Origin of the sequence: Streptomyces diacarni (assembly GCF_003323715.1) — a bacterium.
Classification (GTDB): domain Bacteria; phylum Actinomycetota; class Actinomycetes; order Streptomycetales; family Streptomycetaceae; genus Streptomyces; species Streptomyces diacarni.
On record NZ_QOIN01000071.1, the window covers coordinates 78,880 to 96,444 of the forward strand.

A 17,565-nucleotide genomic window follows, 5' to 3' on the forward strand; every position below is an offset into this window, starting at 1 on the left:
GGGCTGGTGCCCTTGGCTGGTGCCCTGGGCTGATGCCGAACGCGTCGGTGCCGGCCGTCGGCTGATCCGCCGGGCCCTCGCCGCTGTGGTGACCCGCCGTCGCGGCGGTCAAGGGTGTGGGGGCTCGCGCCCCCACACCCCCCGCGACTGCCACTCCACCGCGGCGAGGGCCCGGCGGAAGAGCGGGCAGCCGCAGCCCCCACCCACGGTCAGCGGAGCTCGGCGGGGGCCGTGCGGTCCTCGTCGACGTCCTGGGTGCGCACGAGCTCGCCCCAGACGATGTAGCGGTACTTCGAGGTGTAGACGGGCGTGCAGGTCGTCAGGGTGATGTAGCGGCCGCGCGCCTTCTTGCCCGAGCCCTTCGGGACGGCGTCGAGCACGTCGACGTTGTACTTCGAGGTCTGCGGCAGCGTCTCGAACACCTTGTAGACGTACCAGGTGTTCTTCGTCTCGAAGACGATCGCGTCGCCCTTGTCTATCTTGTCGATGTCGTGGAACTTCGCCCCGTGCCCGTCGCGGTGCGCGGCGAGGGAGAAGTTGCCCGACTGGTCCTGGGGGAGGGCCGACTTGACGGGCTTGGTGTAGTAGCCCGCGATGCCCTGGTTGAGCTCCTTGGGGTCGGTGCCCTTCTTGACCAGGATGTCCTTCTCCGACATCGACGGTACGTGCAGGAAACCGATACCGTCCCTGGTGTCGAGGTCACCGGGCCCGCGGTCGGCGGCCCAGTGCTCCCGCACCCGGTCGCTCTCCTTCTTGGCCTGCCGGTCGGCGAGGACGTTGGTCCACCACAGCGAGTAGACGACGAACAGGGCGAGCACGAGCCCCGCGGTGATGAGGAGTTCACCGAAGACACCGACGGCGACGGCCACCCGCCCCCGCCGGACCGACCCACCGTCCGCCCCCTCACCCGACGCCGCTGGGTCCTTCTGCTCGTCCGGCCCCGCGGAATCCCTGAGCTCACCCGGCCCCTCGGAAGTTTCGAGCTCATCCGGCGTCTCGGGGTCCTCCTGAGGCGCCTCAGCGGGCTCCCCCCGGTCCACGGCCTTGTCCGCGGACTCCCGCTCGCGCTCGCTCACTGTGCCGCCTCCACCGCTCCGCCGCCTCGTTGCCCATCGTTCCGCCGGGCCCCACCCGCCGGTGTCAGTCGACGAGCGCGTCCGGCTTGCCCTTGCTGCGCGGACGCTCGTCCACCATTTTGCCCCAGACGATCAGACGGTACTTCGAGGTGAACTCCGGGGTGCAGGTGGTCAGCGTGACGTACCGACCGGGCTCCGCGAAGCCCGACTTGGGCGGAACCGGGTCGATCACGCCCGTGTCGGACGGGGACGTGGAGGGGAGTTGCCGCGTGACCTTGTAGGTGTAGTACTTCGACTGCGTCTCGACCACGACCACGTCGCCGGGCTCCAGCCGGTTGATGTAACGGAACGGCTCGCCATGGGTGTTGCGGTGCCCGGCGAGCGCGAAGTTGCCCTTGCGGTCCCACGGCATGGCCGTCTTCAGCGGCTCGGTGGCGTAGTGGCCGACCATGCCCTTGTCGAGCACCTTCGTCTTGGAGACGCCCTGCGCGATGGGGGCGGTGACGTCGATCCGCGGGATGTGGATGACGGCGAAGCCCTCACCGGGTTCGAAGGCGCCCGGCTTCCGCTCGGGATCGACGCCCTTGCCCGGCTGGTGCCTGTCCCACTGCTCGTGCAGCTTGTCGGTCGCGCCGCCCGCCTGCTGGTTGGCGCGGATGTTGCTCCACCACACCTGGTACACCACGAAGAGCATCATCAGCACGCCGCAGGTGATGAAGGCCTCGCCGATGGCGCGGCTGGCGATGATCCCGGGCCCCGGCTTGAGCGCCCGCGCCGCCCTGCGGGCCTCCAACCGCGAGGGCCCCGGCGGGCGTTCGGTACGGGATGGACCGCCGGCCTCGCGCCGGGGCGCCCGCAGCCCGAGCGTGCTGGGCCCCTCCTCCCGTGCCTCCACCCGTCTCTCCCCCGGCACACCCGACCTGCGCGGCACGGACCGCTCGCGGTCCGCAGGCGCAACCGGCGCCGCAGGGGCGGAAGGCGGGGCGGAAGCCGCGTCCGGCGCGGGTGCGCCGTGGAGGGCGCCGCCGTGGGGCGCGTGGGCGTACGTGCCGGGCGGCGGCGCGGGCGGCCCGCCGTGCCCCGCGGGGCCGTAGGCATCCGGCTGCGGCGGCGCGGGCCGCGGCTGCCGGGAGGGCGGCCCGGGCTGGGAGGGCGGCTGCGGCCGCAGCGGCGGCTGTCCGCCGCCGAGATACGGGTCAGCGCCGGGCTCGCCCGGCTCCGGGGCGAACCACCACGACGCCTCGTCCCGGCCCCTCTCCGCGCCGTACGGCCCCCCCTCGGCCCCCGCCACGGGCTCGGGCGCGGGCTGTTCCGCCACCGGCTCCGGGGCGGGCTCGGGCGCGTGGCCCTCCGCCGGGGGTCTCGGGGCAGGCAGCGGGTCGTTGAGCGGGTCGGCGAGGGCGTCGATGGCCGCACGGTACGGGTCGTACGACGCACCGTGCCCTCCCCCGGCGTCCTGGGTGCCCTCGGCGCTCCCCGCGCCTCGCGCACCCTCGCCGTGGCCGGTCGTCACCCGGTGACCGTCCCCAGGCCGACGGCACGGGACCCCCGGTCGCCCGGACTTCGGCCGGGAGGTGCCCCCAGCCGCTCCGAGCGCTCCACGGCGTCGGTGTCGCCGCACCGCACCAGCCAGTTGGCGAGCATGCGGTGGCCCCATTCGGTGAGGACCGACTCGGGGTGGAACTGGACGCCTTCGACGGGCAGTTCGCGGTGGCGCAGCCCCATCACCAGTCCGGCTCCGTCGACGGCTTCGCCGCCGGGGGCCGTCCACGCGGTGACGTCGAGCGCGTCGGGCACCGTGCCGGGGCGTACGGCCAGCGAGTGGTAGCGGGTGGCGGTGAAGGGGGAGGGGAGGCCGGTGAAGACGCCCGTGTCCGCGTGGGAGACCGCGGAGGTCTTGCCGTGCAGGAGTTCGGGGGCCCTCTCGACGACGCCGCCGTAGGCGACGGCCATCGCCTGCATGCCCAGGCAGACGCCGAAGACGGGCAGGCCGCGTTCGGCGCAGTGCCGGACCATGCCGATGCAGACGCCGGCGTCCTCGGGCGCGCCGGGGCCGGGGGAGAGGAGGACGCCGTCGAAGCCGCCCTCCTCGCCGCCCCGGGCGGCGGAGGGGCCCACGGCGTGCCGGGGCTCGATCTCGTCGTTGCGGACGACCTCGCAGGTGGCTCCGAGTTGGTAGAGGTACTGCACGAGGTTGAAGACGAAGCTGTCGTAGTTGTCGACGACGAGGATGCGGGCGCTCACGCGGCACCTCCGGCGCGCGGGGTTCCCAGCGGCTCGGCGGCGCCGTCGACGGTCACGTCGTTGAACGGCAGCATCGGTTCCGCCCACGGGAAGACGTACTGGAAGAGCAGGAAGACGACGCCGACCACCAGCACGGTCGAAATGAGTATGCGCACGTACACGTTGCCGGGCAGATGCCGCCAGATCCAGCCGTACATCCCGCGATGCCGTCCTCTCTCCTCCCGCGCCGCCTCGGGCACGCGTGCCTTCCGGCCCACCCCAGAGTAACGGCGCCAGGGTACGGCTTCAGCGGCCTTCGCGGGTGAGCGCGTCCGGCTTCCCCTCGGCGGTGGGCCGGGTGGCGTCCAGCCGTCCCCAGGCGATCAGCCGGTGGCTGCTGCCCCATTCCGGGTCGCAGGTGGTGAGGGTGAGGTAGCGGCCGGACCGCCGGAAGGGGGTGGCGGCCTCGTCGACGGGTTCCGGCACGGCCTTCAGGACGCCGGTGTCGCCGGGCAGCGTGCGGTAGGGCCGCGCGGTGATCGTGTACGTGTACCAGGTGTCGCCGTCGTTGACGACGACGGGATCGCCGGGGCGCAGCCGGGGGAAGTCCTTGAAGGGGTCGCCGTAGGTGCGGCGGTGTCCGGCGACGGCGAAGTTGCCCTTGTCTCCGGGGTCGGCGGTGCCGGTGTAGTGGCCCAGGCCCCTGCGCAGGGTGGCCGTTGCGGTGTTCTCCAGCACGGGCTTGGACCAGTCGCCGCCGAAGCGGGGGATGTACATGACGGCGAAGGACTCGCCGGCGCGGTGGCCCGGGGCCGTGGAGTCGGCGTCGCCGGCGCCGCCGTCGCCCGCCAGTTCGTCGGCGCCGCCCGTGGTGCCGCCGTCGTGGCCGCTGTCCCGGGTGCCGCCCGCGGTGCCCTCGTGCGCCGGGGCGCTGCCGGTGGGGCCCTGGGCCCACTGCTTGTGGAGCCGGGCGATCTCGTCGTCGGAGGCGTGTGCGGCGCGCAGCCCCGTCCAGTAGAGGAGGTAGACGACGAAGAGCACGATCACGAGGCCGATGGTGATGCATGTCTCACTCAGGGTCCGTACGAGGGCTCGTAACGCCATCCCGCCTCACTCCCCACCGGTCGGCGTGGTCAGTCCACGGGCCGGGCCTGCTGGAGATCCACTGTGCCGGAGTAGCCCGGAAGAGTCATCGCCTTGTGCTCGTCGACTTTCCAGCCGAGGCCGTAGGCGTCGACGTATTCGAGGTAGTTCTGGATGGCGGGCGCGGAGCGGAGGGCCTGCTGCAGCGCGTCGCGGTCGCCGACGGCGCTGATGGTGTAGGGCGGGGAGTAGACGCGCCCCTGGAGGATGAGGGTGTTGCCGACGCAGCGCACGGCGCTGGTGGAGATCAGCCGCTGGTCCATCACCTTGATGCCCTTGGCGCCGCCCTTCCACAGGGCGTTGACGACGGCCTGGAGGTCCTGCTGGTGGATGACGAGGTCGTTGGGCTCGGGGTCCGGAAGCCCCGGGACCTTGGCGGTGGCGTTGGTGGGGGCGTCGTCGAGGGTGACGGTCAGCCCTTCGCCCTTCTGCTTCGTCAGGCCCGCGCCCTTCTCCAGGTCCGACAGCTCGCGGTCCTGACCCGCGGTGCTGCCGTCGTCACGGCGGGCGAGGTTGTCGACCTGGCGGCGCAGCGAGGCGGCCTGGCTGTCGAGTTCGGTGTTCTGCCTGCTGCGTTCCTGGATGAGGTCGCTGAGACGTAGCATCGAGGAGTCGCTGCGCAGGTTGGTGCCTTGCGCGGTGTTGAAACTGACCCAGAAGATGAGGCCTGCGAGGGCGAAGACGCCTATGGCGGCCAGCCGGGCAGGTCGGAGATGCATTCTGGTCACCGTACCCTTGTCTCCCTCCGCCCTGGGAAAGCACTACGCTAACGGACCACCGTCCCCGTGGGCCGTGCGGCGGTCAGCAGCGCATCGACAGGAGAGTCTCTCGTGCCGAAGTCACGTATCCGAAAGAAAGCGGACTTCACGCCCCCGCCGGAGAAGAAGGCCACCAGCATCGATTTGCGCGGTGGTGGGCGCCGTTGGGTGGCTCCGCTGATGCTGGCGATGTTCGGGATCGGACTCGCCTGGATCGTCGTGTTCTATGTCACGAGCAGTTCGCTGCCCATCGAGGCGCTCGGGAACTGGAACATCGTGGTCGGCTTCGGCTTCATCGCGACGGGCTTCGTCGTCTCCACCCAGTGGAAATGAAAGTTATCCACAAGCTGATCCACAGCCTTGGATAACTCACAAGATCTGTGGATAACTTTCAGGACGTTGACGCCGATGTGACCGGACGCGTGACGCCCGAAGGCCCGTTCGGCCAGTAACCCCAAGGGAAACGTACGCCTGAGCGAATCTCGGGCGCGCGCACCACACCGTGCACAAGATCCCGTACACGCTGTGGAAAACCCGGGCTCAGCTGAGCTGGAGCGTACGCACCACGAGCAGCACCACGATCGCCGCGAGCACCAGCGCCGCCGTCCCGTACTGCACCAGTGCCCGCTTCTCGCGCGGTGCGTGCACCATCGCGTAGGCCAGCACCAGGCCCGTCACCAGGCCGCCGACGTGCGCCTCCCAGGCGATGTTGTGCCACGTGAAGGTGAAGACCAGGTTGATCGCCAGCAGGATCAGGATGGGCCGCATGTCGTAGCGCAGCCGCCGCATCAGCACGGCCGTCGCCCCGAACAGGCCGAAGATCGCACCGGAGGCGCCCAGCGACGCCTGCTGCGGTGACGCGAGCAGGAAGGTGACCGCGCCGCCGCCGAGCCCGGAGAGCACGTACAGACCCGCGAGCCGCACCCGGCCCAGCGCCGCCTCCAGCGGCGGGCCCAGGAACCACAGGCCCAGCATGTTCATGAGGATGTGCCAGATCTCCTGGTGCAGGAACATCGAGGTCAGCAGCCGCCACCACTGGCCCTCGGCCACGCCCTCCAGCGGCCCGTACGGCTCCGTGACCGCCTGCCCGAACAGCAGCAGCCGGTCCAGCAGCCGGTTGCCGACCGCCTGCACGGCGATGAAGACCGCCACGTTGAGGCCGAGGAGGACCTTGGTGACCAGCCGGGGATCCGCCGTCACCCGGCCGCCCGCCACCGTCCGCGGCCGGTTCGCGCCCGGCGCGTGCCCGGTGCCCGAACCCGATCTGACGCACTCGGGGCACTGGAACCCCACGGAGGCCGGCACCATGCACTCGGGGCAGATCGGCCGCTCGCAGCGCGTGCACGAGATACCGGTCTCCCGATCGGTGTGCCGGTAACAGTGCCTGGGGCCCTGCTGCCCGCCCTGACCGCCGGAATCTCCGTCCCGCTCGGCCCCGCCCCCGGGCTGTCCTTCCTGCGCCACGCTCACCCCTCCAAGTCTCCCCCACGCACGACCCCACCCGCCCTGAATACGGACGGGTGGGGCGTACGGTTCCTGCGCTCGCGTCTGCTCGCGTCCGCCGGCGCGCCTACTGGCGCTCGATCACGACCGACTCGATCACCATGTCGTTGACGGGGCGGTCGGTGCGCGGGTTGGTCTGGGCGCCGCCGATGGCGTCGACGACCTTCTTGCTCGCCTCGTCGCTGACCTCACCGAAGATGGTGTGCTTGCCCGTCAGCCACGTGGTGGGCGCGAGGGTGACGAAGAACTGCGAGCCGTTGGTGCCGGGGCCCGCGTTGGCCATCGCCAGCAGGTAGGGCTTGGTGAAGGCCAGGTCCGGGTGGATCTCGTCCCCGAACTCGTAGCCAGGCCCGCCGGTGCCGTTGCCCAGCGGGTCACCGCCCTGGATCATGAAGCCGCTGATGACACGGTGGAAGACCGTGCCGTCGTACAGCCGGTCGGTGCTCTTGGCACCCGTCGCGGGGTGCGTCCACTCGCGGGAGCCCTCGGCGAGCTCGACGAAGTTCTTGACCGTCTTGGGGGCGTGGTCCGGGAAGAGCTGGATCCGGATGTCGCCTTGGTTGGTCTTCAGGGTGGCGTGGAGCTGCTCGGCCACGATCTACCTTCCATCTGTCTGCGTTGACTCCCCCGATCCTCCCACGGACGCTGGAGAAGGTCGGCTGACCCGGATGCCCGCTCGGGGGTACCCGGTAGCGGTCTGCCAGGCATGATCTTCGAAAGGGGTGGAAAAACGACTTCCTGTCCTCCGTTTTCGGAGAGACTGCCCCACGTCATGAGCCACCGAAGAGGAGGAACCGTGACCACCAAGGAAAGCGTGCGCGCCGCGACCGGCACCGCCAAGGAGAACGTGCGCCACGCAGCGGAGGTGGTGAAGCCCCACGCCGACCAGGCCAAGGACACCGCCGCACGTTACGCACAGGAGGCGAGCGCGCGGCTGGGGCCCAAGGTCGCCAAGGCCGCCGAACAGGCACGCCACACCGCACGCGAAGGCTACGAGAGCTACGTGGGACCCCGGGTCGCGCAGGCGTGGGACGCCCTCCCCGCCGACGTCGACAAGGCCGCGGGCCGGGCCGCCAAGCGCACCAGGAAGGCGGCCCGCCAGGCGGCCGACTACGCGGGCCCGCGCATCGAGAGCGCCGTGGCGGACGTGCGCACCGCCACCGCGCCGGCCCGCGAGGAGGCGGCGGCGCGCGGCGCCGCCGCGGTGGCCGCGCTGCGCGGCCAGGTGACGGCCGAGGAGATCGAGAAGCTCTCGCGCCGGCGCCGCCGCAGGTCCCGCACCGGCCGCTTCGTCTGGCGCGCGGGGCTGGTCGGCCTGGTGGCGGGCGGCGCGTACGCGGCCTGGCGCTGGTGGGACCGGCAGGCGAACCCGGACTGGCTGGTCGAGCCGCCGGCCGCCACCGAGGTCAGCGACCGGGCGCCGCTCACCAGCGTGAACGGCTCGGGGCCCGCCGGCGGTGACGCCGACCTGGACCCCGAGGTGCGCGCCAAGCAGGACGACGCCGAGGCCGAGGAGCGCAAGGAGAAGTAGCCGCGATGCCGGCCCGCGAGGGTGGCTGCCCAGCGGAAGGGGCGGGAGACCTGGTCAGGTCTCCCGCCCCTGGGCGTGTGGGGCGCTGTCCGCCCCCTCGTCGGCCAGGGCGCCGCGCTCCTCCTGGCGCGGGGATCGGGCGCGGTCGGCCGCCGCCTGTGGGGGTACGCCGTCGGCCCCCGCGGCCCCGGGTACGCCGTCGGCCGTCTCGTCCGGGAGCGTGGGCAGGGGTGCCAGGACGTCGGCCAGCCCGGTGATGCGCAGCAGCCGCAGCACGCGGGTGTCCGCGCACACGAGGGTGAAGGTGCCGCCGCCCGCGAGCACCCGGGAGCGGATGTCCACCAGAAGGGCGAGCCCGCTGCAGTCGATGAACGTCACGGGCCGCAGGTCGGCGACGAGGCGGCGTGCGGGCGCCGCGGTGAGCGCGTAGAGCTGCGGCGTGGTGGCCAGGACGACGGCCAGGTCGATCTCCCCGCTCAGCTCCACCACGGTCCGGTCCGCGCCGGCACGGGAGCGCACGGTGCCGCCGGGGGGCTCTTCCCCCGCCGCGGATGTCAGCGTGCGGGCGCTCTCGTCCCTGTGCGGTGCCATCGGTGCCCTCGCGTATGACCTTGTGACCGTAGGAGTCCGGGAAATCTGACCGTAGGAGTCCGGGAAATCGGCCCGTAAGCATAGGCAGCGTCCCTGGGGGTGGCGCTGCGCCACCCCCACACCATCACCCGATCGAGTGGAATAAGCGTAAACCGCTTGCAAGTTGGCCGCAGAGCACTTCAGCAAGTCCGTGCGGTGCGGTGGTTCACCCCCGGAAAACCGCGAAGTGGCCGCCAGGACCGCGCATCGGGGGAACACTTGAAGCTGTGCGGAAGAACATCCCTGAGGAGACAACGTCGTTCGTCGGCAGGGTGGACGAACTGGCGCGGGTGCGCGACGCGCTCGGGCGGCGGCGGCTGGTGACCCTGGTGGGCGGCGCCGGGGTCGGCAAGTCCCGGCTGGCCCTGCGGGCGGCCTCGGCACGCACCCCCGAGGCGGACGGCGGCACCTACTGGGCCGACCTGTGGCCGCTGCCCGGGGACGAACTGCTCGCCGCCACCGTCGCCGACGCGCTCGGCCTCTCGGACCACACCTCGCGGATGCCGCTGGACGCGCTGTGCGCCTGGGTGGCGGAGCGGCCCGTGCTGCTGGTCCTCGACTCGTGTGAACACCTCGTCCCCCAGTGCCGTCACCTGATCGAGCGGTTGCTGGCGGACTGCCCCCGGATGCGGGTGCTGGCCACCAGCAGGGAGACGCTGGGTGCGGCCGGCGAGACGGTCCTCACCGTGCCGCCGCTGGAGACCGCGACCGACGCGGTGACGCTGTTCGCCCAGCGCGCCGAAGCGGTCGGCGCCCCCGTACGGGACGGCGCCCAACAGCGGCTCGCGGCACGCCTGTGCGCCCGCCTGGAGGGCGTTCCGCTGGCCCTGGAGCTGGCCGCGGCCCAACTGCGCCACCACGGCCTCGCCGAAACCACCGCCCGGGTCCGCTCCGGCCTCGACCTCCCCCACACCCCGCACACCGCCGCCGAACCCCGCACCCCGCCCCCTGGCGACGTCCCCGCGCCGGGCCGACCCGCGCGGCACGGCGCCGTGCGCACCGCCGTCGGCTGGAGCCACGAGCTGTGCCGCCCCACCGAACGCCTGCTGTGGGCCCGGCTGGCCGCCTTCCCCGGCGGCTTCGACGCGGCCTTCGCCGAGCAGGTGTGCGCCGGCGGGCCGCTGCACCCCGGGGAGCTGCGCTCCTGCCTGGCGGGGCTGGTCAACAAGTCCGTCGTCACCCGGAGCAGTGACGGCCGCTACCGGCTGCTGGACACCATCCGCGAGTACGGCCGCATGTGGCTGCGGGAGCTGGGCGAGGAGGAACACGTCACCGCCCGGCACGCCCGGGTGGTGCTGGAGCTGTCCCGGCTGGCCCGCGACGAGTGGCTCGGCCCCCGCCAGCAGAGCTGGTACGCGCGGCTGGAGAGCCTCTACCACGACGTCCGCGAGGCTCTGCGGTACCTGCTGGGCGCCGACCCGGACGCGGCCCTGGAGCTGGCCGGGAACGTGGCGTTCTTCTGGGTGTGCTGCGGCCACCTGTACGAGACCGACCACTTCCTGCAGCTCGCGCTCGCCGCCACCGGCCGCCCGGGGCACCGGCGGACACGGGGCCTGTGGTCGCTCGGGCTGGCGCACGTCCTCCAGGGCGATCACGCGACGGGACGGAAGTACGCCGCCCTCAGCAGGGAGTCGGCCCGCGCGGGCGACGACGCCGAGGGCGTACGTCAGGCCGCCTACCTGAACGGACTCGCCGCCCTGCTGACCGGACACCCCCTGGCCGCCCTCGCGGGGGCCGACGAGGCGCTGCGCGGCGCCCCGGGACGCGAAGCGTCCGGTTTCGGCACCACCCTCTGCCGCCTGGTGCGGGTCTTCGCGCTCACCGGCGCGGGACAGCTGAAGGAGGCGCGCGAGACGGCCGAGACGCTGCGCCGCGCGTGCGTGCGCACGGGGGAGTACTGGACCCGCTCCTACACCGACTACCAACTGGCACTGGTCGCCCTGTTCGAGGGCAGGGCGGACGAGGCGACGACGCACGCACGGGACATGCTGGACTCCAAGCGCCGCCTCGGCGACCGCTTCGGCATCGCGCTCGGCCTGGAGCTGCTGGCCGCCTCCTGGGCGCAACGCGGCGCCCCGCGGCACGCGGCCCTCGCCTACGGCGCCAGCGCACAGCACTGGGAGATCGTCGGCCACCACCAGCGCGGCACCCCCGAGGTCGCGCCGCTGCGGGAGCGGGGGCAGGAGGCGGCCCGCACCCGCCTGGGCCCGACGGAGTACGCCGCGCTGTTCGAGCACGCACTGCGGGCCGACCGCGACCACGTGGTGACCTGGGCGACCACGCCGGATCCCGCACCGCACCTGTGACGGGCCGCACCGCCCGTCCCCCGCGTCGGAAGGCACCGGGGCGCAACCCCGGAAAAAAGCTCCCCCGACCGCGTTGCCGCAGGTCGGGGGAGCTTGTCGACGTGGAGCCAAGGGGAGTCGAACCCCTGACATCTGCCATGCAAAGACAGCGCTCTACCAACTGAGCTATGGCCCCGTCCGCACCAGGATACGCGCTCCCGCGCACTCCTTCCGACCGGGTATCGCCCGCACCCGTCGCCGTCCGTAGGATGCACGGCAAGTTCGCGCGAGCGAAGTGACACAGGGGAGCCCAGGGGAGACCTCATGGACGCAGCAGCACAAGACGCGACGGCCAAGGCGCGCGAGCTCCAGAGTCAGTGGTACGGCGAGCCGTTGGGGACTCTCTTCCGCCGGCTGATCGACGACCTCGGCCTCAACCAGGCACGCCTCGCGACGGTGCTCGGACTGTCCGCGCCTATGCTTTCGCAGCTCATGAGCGGGCAGCGCGCAAAGATCGGCAACCCGGCCGTCGTCCAGCGCGTGCAGGCCCTCCAGGAACTGGCCGCCGAGGTCGCGCGCGGCGACGTGAGCGCCGCCGATGCGACGGGGCGGATGGACGAGATCCGGCGTACGGCGGGCGGCAGCGTGCTGCACAACGCCTCACAGGCGGCCCCCTCCGGCGGCTCGCAGACCCCCGTCAAGCGCGTCGTGCGGGAGATCCAGGCCCTGCTGCGCTCGGTCTCCGACGCCGCCGACATCATCGACGCCTCGAACGCGCTGGCCCCCTCGCATCCGGAACTGGCCGAGTTCCTGCGCGTGTACGGCGCGGGCCGCACCTCGGACGCGGTCAAGCACTACGAGGCGCACCAGAACTGAGCGGCTCCGCGCGCCTCCCCGCCTCCCCTGGGCTCGCCTCGCGGGGCGGCCACGACGAAGGCCCTGACCGCTCGGGGCGGTCAGGGCCTACTGAAACTCGTCTGGCGTTCGCTGTCGGCCGGGCTCACACACCCGAACCCGCGGGCACGGAGTCGGTCGCCTCCGTCCACAGGTCCTGCTCGGCGCGGTCCGCCTGGATCTGGCGGTACACGAGGAGACCGCCGACTGCGGCCAGTGCGACCAGGATCAGCTTCTTCACCGCGCTACCTCGTCCTTCATAGACATTCGACTTCCTGGCGGCCGATGATACCCAACGGTCCCGACGGACAAAGGGGTCGGCCCGGCCGGGTCCCGGCGCGCCTTCAGGCCGTGCGCGAACGCTTCTTCCGTTTGGTGCGGGAACGCTCCTGGAGCTGGAGCTCCCGCTCGGCGCCCGGCACGCCCTCGGCGAGCTGCCTGCCACGTTCCCGCTCCGCGTTGAACTCCGCTCCCAGCAGGATGGCCAGGTTGGTCAGCCACAGCCACACCAGGAAGACGACGATCCCGCCGAGCGCCCCGTAGGTCTTGTTGTAGGACCCGAAGTTGGCCACGTAGAAGGCGAAGCCCACGGACGCGACCAGCCAGACGACCAGCGCCAGCACGGCGCCGGGCAGCACCGAGGTGAAGCCGCGCAGCTTGGCGTTGGGCGAGGCGTAGTGCAGCACGGCGATGATCAGGATGACGACCAGCACCATCACTGGCCATTTGGCCCAGTTCCACGCCGTGACCGCCGTGTCCCCGACCCCCAGCGCGTCCCCGGCCTTCTTCGCCAGCGGCCCGCTGACCACCAGGGCGACCAGGACGGCCGCCTGGAGCAGCACCGCGATCAGCGTCACCACCAGTTGGACGGGGCGCAGCGTGAAGAAGGAGCGCCCCTCCTCGACCTCGTAGATGACGTTGGAGGCGCGGATGAAGGCCCCCACGTATCCGGAGGCCGTCCACAGTGCGCCCAGGGCGCCGACGATCAGCAGGATGGTCGGGGTTCCCGAGCCGGACGCCATGGACTCGATCGGCTTCTTGAAGGTGTCCACGGCCGAGGCCGGGCCGATCGAGCTGACCAGGTCGGTCAGCGCGCTGACGATCTTCTTCGGGCTCATCACGAGGCTGACCAGCGAGATCAGCGCGATCAGCGCGGGGAAGATCGACAGGACCGCGTAGTAGGTGAGGGCGGCGGCCGAGTCGGAGAGGTTGTCCTCCTTGAACTCGGCCAGCGTCCGCTTCAGCGTCGGTCCCAGCCCGCCGCGCCGCTGGTGGGCGGGGCCCTCGGGGCGCCGCCCCAAGGTCTTCTCCCGCCGCGCCTCCTCCCCGGGGCGGGACCCGGCCCCGGGCCCGGTCTGGGGCCCGGTCTCAGGCTCGGCCCCTGACGCGCGCCTGGGCTCGTCCACGGGCTCACGTCCGCCCTCAGGCACGCGTTCCGCGCCACCCCCAGCGGCCGGACCGGTCTCCGGCCGGCCTCTCGAGCCGTTCACCGGCCCGTTCACCGGCCCGTTCACCGGCCCGTTCACCGGCCCACCCTCCGGCCCGTTCTTCGGTGGGTTGTGCGGCTCGGGCTCCGGCTCGGGTCCGGGACTGGTCATCACAGCACTCCGCTCGCCGAGGAGACGTCGGTGCCCCGACGTCCAGGACGGGCTACCGGTACCAGGCCGGGCGGCGGGGCAAACGTCACCGCGCGGCGCGCTGCCCGCCCGGCGAGGAATCCGTCCAGGGCCCGCTGTGGCGGGAGACCGCGTCGGCTGCCAGGGCACCCAGGGGCCCGCCGAAGGAGCCTTCGGTGACGGACGTGGTGTCGTTGTCGGACACGCTCCCAGCCGAGGCTCCGCCCGGGTGCGCGCCCGGCACGTCGGCGACGACGGCGCCGGCCGTCCCGAGGGCGAGGGCGAGGGCGGCGGCCGCTCCCGCGGCGCTCACAACGGTCGGCATGCGCATGGCTTCTCCTGGTCGGGCGGGACGGCTACGTGGAGGAAGGCTGACCGAAGCGGGCGCCGCATACTCCGCCGCCCGCGCCTTCCACCCGATGAGCGCACGGCAGGGGCGGCGCCCACGCGGCGGAGGAGACGCACACACGCCGAAGGCCCGGCCCCCGCGGAGGGGACCGGGCCTTCGGCTGCGTCGGTGCGGCTACCAGGACTTGAACCTGGGGCCTCTTCCTTATCAGGGAAGCGCTCTAACCGTCTGAGCTATAGCCGCTCGCTGCACCGAAAGATTAGCGCACTCGGGGCCGTGGTCCCAAATCGGTTTCCCGGCCGTCCCGACGAGGGACTACTCGTCCTCCGCGAGGGTCAGCTCGACACCGCCGACGAACCCCGCGGAGAGGTTGTAGATGAAGGAACCGAGGGTGGCCAGGGCCGTGGCCAGCACGACGTTGATCAGCGCGATGAGCGAGGTGAAGACCAGGACGCGGGGCAGCGAGAGGAAGGTCTCCAGATCGAAGCCGCTGCTGCCGTCGGCACTGGTGGCCTCGCTGACGGTGCCGCCGAGGGTGGAGAAGACACCCATCGCGTCCATCACCATCCACAGCACGGCCACCGCCACCACGGTGCACAGCCCCAGCGCCACGGCCAGCAGGAAGCTGACCTTCATCACCGACCACGGGTCGGCCTTGGCCACCCGCAGCCGCGCCTTGCGCGTCCGCGGCACCGTGCGGGCCCCCGTACGGGGCTTGCGCACGGTGCCGGACTGCCCGGTTGCCTTGTCCTCCTGCGGGGAGGGGTAGGCCTGGGGCGGCCGGTGCGGCTGCTGCTCGGGCTGCGTCGGGGACGGTGGCTTGGCCTGCGGCTGAGGCTGCGGTTGCGCCTTCGGCTGAGGCTGAGCACCACTCACGCCCTGCTCCTCGTCCTCGTGGTCCTGGTCGTCCTAGTCGGTACTAGTCTTCCTCGGAGCCGGGCGCGTCCTGCGGCTCCCCCTCCTCGGGGTCGCCCACCGCGGCCTCCACTTCCTCGGCCTCACGACCGGCCTCGGCGTTGCGTGCGACGCCGACGACCGCGTCCTTCTTGCCCAGGTTGATCAGTTGGACGCCCATGGTGTCACGGCCCGTCTCCCGCACCTCGCTGACCCGCGTGCGGATCACACCGCCGCCGAGGGTGATGGCGAGGATCTCGTCGCTCTCCTCGACCACCAGCGCCCCCACGAGCTCGCCACGGTCCTCCACGATCTTCGCGGCCTTGATGCCGAGACCGCCGCGGCCCTGGACCCGGTAGTCGTCCACGTTCGTCCGCTTCGCGTACCCCCCATCGGTGGCCGTGAAGACGAACGTACCCGCCCGCACGACATTCATCGAGAGCAGTTCGTCCTCCTCGCGGAAACTCATCCCCTTCACGCCGGAGGTGGCGCGGCCCATCGGGCGCAGCGACTCGTCGGTCGCGGTGAAGCGGATGGACTGCGCCTTCTTGCTGACCAGCAGCAGGTCGTCGTCGGCCGAGACCAGTTCGGCGCCGATCAGCTCGTCGTCCCTGCCGTCGTCCATCTGCCGGAGGTTGATGGCGATGACGCCGCCGGAGCGGGGCGAGTCGTAGTCCTTGAGCGGGGTCTTCTTCACCAGCCCCGACTTGGTGGCCAGCACCAGGTAGGGGACGGCCTCGTAGTCGCGGATGGCCAGGATCTCGGCGATCTGCTCGTCGGGCTGGAAGGCCAGCAGGTTGGCCACGTGCTGGCCGCGCGCCTCGCGTCCCGCGTCCGGCAGCTCGTAGGCCTTGGCCCGGTAGACGCGGCCCTTGTTGGTGAAGAACAGCAGCCAGTGGTGGGTGGTGGAGACGAAGAAGTGGTCGACGATGTCGTCCTCCTTCAGCTTCGTGCCCCGCACGCCCTTGCCGCCGCGCTTCTGGGCGCGGTAGTCGTCGGTCTTGGTGCGCTTGACGTAGCCGCCACGGGTGATCGTGACGACGATGTCCTCCTCGGCGATCAGGTCCTCGATGGACATGTCGCCCTCGAAGGGGATCAGCTGGCTGCGCCGGTCGTCGCCGAACTTGTCGACGATCTGGCGCAGCTCCTCGCCGATGATCTGCCGCTGCCGCTCGGGCGAGGCCAGGATCGCCTTGTACTCGTTGATCTTCGCCTGGAGCTCGTCGTGCTCTGCGGTGATCTTCTGCCGTTCCAGGGCCGCGAGCCGGCGCAGCTGCATCTCCAGGATCGCGTTGGCCTGGATCTCGTCGATCGTCAGCAGGTCCATCAGGCCGCCGCGGGCGTCCTCGACGGTCTGGCTGCGCCGGATCAGCGCGATGACCTCGTCGATGGCGTCCAGCGCCTTGAGCAGGCCGCGCAGGATGTGGGCCCGCTCCTCGGCCTTGCGCAGCCGGAAGCGGGTGCGGCGCACGATGACGTCGATCTGGTGGGCGACCCAGTGCCGGATGAAGGCGTCCAGCGACAGCGTGCGCGGCACGCCCTCGACCAGGGCCAGCATGTTGGCGCCGAAGTTGGTCTGCAGATCGGTGTGCTTGTAGAGGTTGTTGAGGACGACCTTGGCGACCGCGTCCCGCTTGAGGACGATGACGAGGCGCTGCCCGGTGCGCGAGGAGGTCTCGTCGCGCACGTCGGCGATGCCGCCGATCCGGCCGTCCTTGACCAGGTCGGCGATCTTCAGCGCCAGGTTGTCCGGGTTGACCTGGTAGGGCAGCTCGGTGACGACCAGGCACTGGCGGCCCTGGATCTCCTCGACCTCCACCACGGCCCGCATGGTGATCGAGCCGCGCCCGGTGCGGTACGCCTCCTCGATGCCCCTGCGGCCGACCACGAGCGCGCCGCTGGGGAAGTCGGGGCCCTTGATCCGCTCGATGAGGGCTTCCAGCAGCTCCTCGTTGGAGGCTTCCGGGTGGTCCAGATACCACTGGGCGCCGGCGGCGACCTCGCGCAGGTTGTGCGGCGGGATGTTGGTCGCCATGCCGACCGCGATCCCGGCGGAGCCGTTGACCAGCAGGTTGGGGAAGCGCGCCGGCAGGACCGTCGGCTCCTGGTTGCGGCCATCGTAGTTGTCCTGGAAGTCGACGGTCTCCTCGTCGATGTCCCGGAGCATCTCCATGGCCAGCGGCGCCATCTTGCACTCGGTGTACCGCATGGCCGCGGCCGGGTCGTTGCCCGGCGAGCCGAAGTTGCCGTTGGAGTCCACCAGCGGCATCCGCATCGACCACGGCTGCGCGAGGCGCACCAGCGCGTCGTAGATCGAGGTGTCGCCGTGCGGGTGGTAGGTGCCCATGACGTCGCCGACGACGCGGGCGCACTTGTAGAAGCCCTTCTCGGGGCGGTACCCGCCGTCGTACATCGCGTACAGCACCCGGCGGTGCACCGGCTTGAGGCCGTCGCGGATGTCGGGCAGCGCACGGCTCACGATCACGCTCATCGCGTAGTCGAGGTAGGAGCGCTGCATCTCCGTCTCGAGGGCGACGGGCTCGACGCGGGCGCCCGCCTCGGTGTCCACGAGCGCGCTGTCGGGCGCGGGCGCGTTCTCGGGCGTGGGCTCGTCAGGGGTGGTGGGGGTCTCGTCGGCCATGTCTGAAGATCAAGTCCTTCTC

General features: G+C 71.8%; 18 protein-coding genes and 2 tRNA genes. 4 read left to right on the forward strand and 16 right to left on the reverse strand.

Features of this window, described 5'->3' with window-relative positions:
* Positions 1-209 precede the first annotated feature (209 nt).
* The 6 genes from DTL70_RS32125 to DTL70_RS32150 form a co-directional block, all read right to left on the reverse strand.
* On the reverse strand, positions 210-1,076 hold the full coding sequence (locus tag DTL70_RS32125; RefSeq protein ID WP_114025548.1) for a class E sortase: 867 nt from the start codon (positions 1,074-1,076) through the stop codon (positions 210-212).
* 64 nt (positions 1,077-1,140) lie between these two features.
* Positions 1,141-2,589 carry a class E sortase gene (locus DTL70_RS34885; RefSeq protein ID WP_281278746.1) on the reverse strand — a complete coding sequence of 483 codons (1,449 nt, stop codon included), beginning with the start codon at positions 2,587-2,589 and terminating at the stop codon, positions 1,141-1,143.
* Entirely contained in the window at positions 2,586-3,320 is a 735-nt protein-coding gene (locus DTL70_RS32135; RefSeq protein ID WP_245980235.1) for an aminodeoxychorismate/anthranilate synthase component II, read from the reverse strand. The genes DTL70_RS34885 and DTL70_RS32135 overlap by 4 nt, the downstream gene beginning before the upstream one ends.
* Positions 3,317-3,517 (reverse strand): hypothetical protein, encoded by a 201-nt coding sequence (locus tag DTL70_RS32140; protein ID WP_114025550.1) that lies wholly within the window; start codon positions 3,515-3,517, stop codon positions 3,317-3,319. Before DTL70_RS32140 ends, DTL70_RS32135 begins: the two co-directional genes overlap by 4 nt.
* Positions 3,518-3,605: 88 nt before the next feature.
* The gene (locus tag DTL70_RS32145; protein ID WP_114025551.1) at positions 3,606-4,403 is read right to left on the reverse strand and encodes a class E sortase; all 798 of its coding nucleotides are present in this window, start codon (positions 4,401-4,403) and stop codon (positions 3,606-3,608) included.
* 29 nt (positions 4,404-4,432) lie between these two features.
* Complete coding sequence (locus tag DTL70_RS32150; protein ID WP_114025552.1) at positions 4,433-5,161, reverse strand: DUF881 domain-containing protein; 729 nt, start codon at positions 5,159-5,161, stop codon at positions 4,433-4,435.
* 111 nt (positions 5,162-5,272) lie between these two features.
* Here DTL70_RS32150 and crgA point away from each other — a divergent pair, with 111 nt between their 5' ends.
* Positions 5,273-5,533, forward strand: coding sequence for a cell division protein CrgA (gene crgA / locus DTL70_RS32155; protein WP_114016811.1), 261 nt, complete (start codon positions 5,273-5,275; stop codon positions 5,531-5,533).
* A 207-nt stretch (positions 5,534-5,740) separates the two neighbouring features.
* Here the strand turns inward: crgA and DTL70_RS32160 are convergent, their stop codons facing one another.
* The gene (locus DTL70_RS32160; protein WP_114025602.1) at positions 5,741-6,664 is read right to left on the reverse strand and encodes a rhomboid family intramembrane serine protease; all 924 of its coding nucleotides are present in this window, start codon (positions 6,662-6,664) and stop codon (positions 5,741-5,743) included.
* A 106-nt stretch (positions 6,665-6,770) separates the two neighbouring features.
* A complete protein-coding gene (locus DTL70_RS32165; RefSeq protein WP_114025553.1) occupies positions 6,771-7,298 on the reverse strand; it encodes a peptidylprolyl isomerase in 528 nt (175 codons plus the stop codon).
* A 201-nt stretch (positions 7,299-7,499) separates the two neighbouring features.
* On the opposite strand from DTL70_RS32165, the gene DTL70_RS32170 reads away from it, so the two are divergent.
* Positions 7,500-8,234, forward strand: a complete 735-nt coding sequence (locus DTL70_RS32170) for a DUF5324 family protein (RefSeq protein WP_114025554.1) — start codon at positions 7,500-7,502, stop codon at positions 8,232-8,234.
* A 54-nt stretch (positions 8,235-8,288) separates the two neighbouring features.
* On the opposite strand, the gene DTL70_RS32175 is transcribed toward DTL70_RS32170, so the two are convergent.
* Positions 8,289-8,825, reverse strand: a complete 537-nt coding sequence (locus DTL70_RS32175) for an STAS domain-containing protein (RefSeq protein ID WP_114025555.1) — start codon at positions 8,823-8,825, stop codon at positions 8,289-8,291.
* A gap of 266 nt (positions 8,826-9,091) precedes the next feature.
* Between DTL70_RS32175 and DTL70_RS32180 the strand changes: the two genes are divergently transcribed.
* Positions 9,092-11,170, forward strand: a complete 2,079-nt coding sequence (locus DTL70_RS32180; protein ID WP_114025556.1) for an ATP-binding protein — start codon at positions 9,092-9,094, stop codon at positions 11,168-11,170.
* Positions 11,171-11,272: 102 nt separating this feature from the next.
* Here the strand turns inward: DTL70_RS32180 and DTL70_RS32185 are convergent.
* A tRNA-Ala gene (locus tag DTL70_RS32185) sits at positions 11,273-11,345 on the reverse strand.
* Positions 11,346-11,473: 128 nt separating this feature from the next.
* Between DTL70_RS32185 and DTL70_RS32190 the strand changes: the two genes are divergently transcribed.
* Entirely contained in the window at positions 11,474-12,025 is a 552-nt protein-coding gene (locus DTL70_RS32190) for a helix-turn-helix domain-containing protein (protein WP_114025557.1), read from the forward strand.
* Positions 12,026-12,149: 124 nt separating this feature from the next.
* Here the strand turns inward: DTL70_RS32190 and DTL70_RS33990 are convergent, their stop codons facing one another.
* The 6 genes from DTL70_RS33990 to gyrA all read right to left on the reverse strand — a co-directional run bounded on the left by DTL70_RS33990 (position 12,150) and on the right by gyrA (position 17,543).
* Positions 12,150-12,284, reverse strand: coding sequence for a DLW-39 family protein (locus tag DTL70_RS33990; RefSeq protein WP_220182642.1), 135 nt, complete (start codon positions 12,282-12,284; stop codon positions 12,150-12,152).
* A 103-nt stretch (positions 12,285-12,387) separates the two neighbouring features.
* The gene (locus DTL70_RS32195; RefSeq protein WP_245980237.1) at positions 12,388-13,344 is read right to left on the reverse strand and encodes a YihY/virulence factor BrkB family protein; all 957 of its coding nucleotides are present in this window, start codon (positions 13,342-13,344) and stop codon (positions 12,388-12,390) included.
* Positions 13,345-13,726: 382 nt separating this feature from the next.
* A complete protein-coding gene (locus DTL70_RS32200) occupies positions 13,727-13,984 on the reverse strand; it encodes a hypothetical protein (protein ID WP_147266852.1) in 258 nt (85 codons plus the stop codon).
* Between the two features lie 193 nt (positions 13,985-14,177).
* Positions 14,178-14,251, reverse strand: a tRNA-Ile gene (locus DTL70_RS32205).
* A 72-nt stretch (positions 14,252-14,323) separates the two neighbouring features.
* The gene (locus DTL70_RS32210) at positions 14,324-14,884 is read right to left on the reverse strand and encodes a DUF3566 domain-containing protein (protein ID WP_114025560.1); all 561 of its coding nucleotides are present in this window, start codon (positions 14,882-14,884) and stop codon (positions 14,324-14,326) included.
* Positions 14,885-14,927: 43 nt separating this feature from the next.
* Complete coding sequence (gene gyrA / locus DTL70_RS32215; RefSeq protein ID WP_114025561.1) at positions 14,928-17,543, reverse strand: DNA gyrase subunit A; 2,616 nt, start codon at positions 17,541-17,543, stop codon at positions 14,928-14,930.
* Between the last annotated feature and the right edge of the window lie 22 nt (positions 17,544-17,565).

Excerpts from the sequence above, each read along its gene's own strand:
- DTL70_RS32140 (WP_114025550.1), bottom strand. The coding sequence starts at position 3,517 with ATGTACGGCTGGATCTGGCGGCATCTGCCCGGCAACGTGTACGTGCGC.
- DTL70_RS32145 (WP_114025551.1), bottom strand. The coding sequence starts at position 4,403 with ATGGCGTTACGAGCCCTCGTACGGACCCTGAGTGAGACATGCATCACC.
- DTL70_RS32150 (WP_114025552.1), bottom strand. The coding sequence starts at position 5,161 with ATGCATCTCCGACCTGCCCGGCTGGCCGCCATAGGCGTCTTCGCCCTC.
- DTL70_RS32175 (WP_114025555.1), bottom strand. The coding sequence starts at position 8,825 with ATGGCACCGCACAGGGACGAGAGCGCCCGCACGCTGACATCCGCGGCG.
- DTL70_RS32190 (WP_114025557.1), top strand. The coding sequence starts at position 11,474 with ATGGACGCAGCAGCACAAGACGCGACGGCCAAGGCGCGCGAGCTCCAG.
- DTL70_RS32200 (WP_147266852.1), bottom strand. The coding sequence starts at position 13,984 with ATGCCGACCGTTGTGAGCGCCGCGGGAGCGGCCGCCGCCCTCGCCCTC.
- gyrA (WP_114025561.1), bottom strand. The coding sequence starts at position 17,543 with ATGGCCGACGAGACCCCCACCACCCCTGACGAGCCCACGCCCGAGAAC.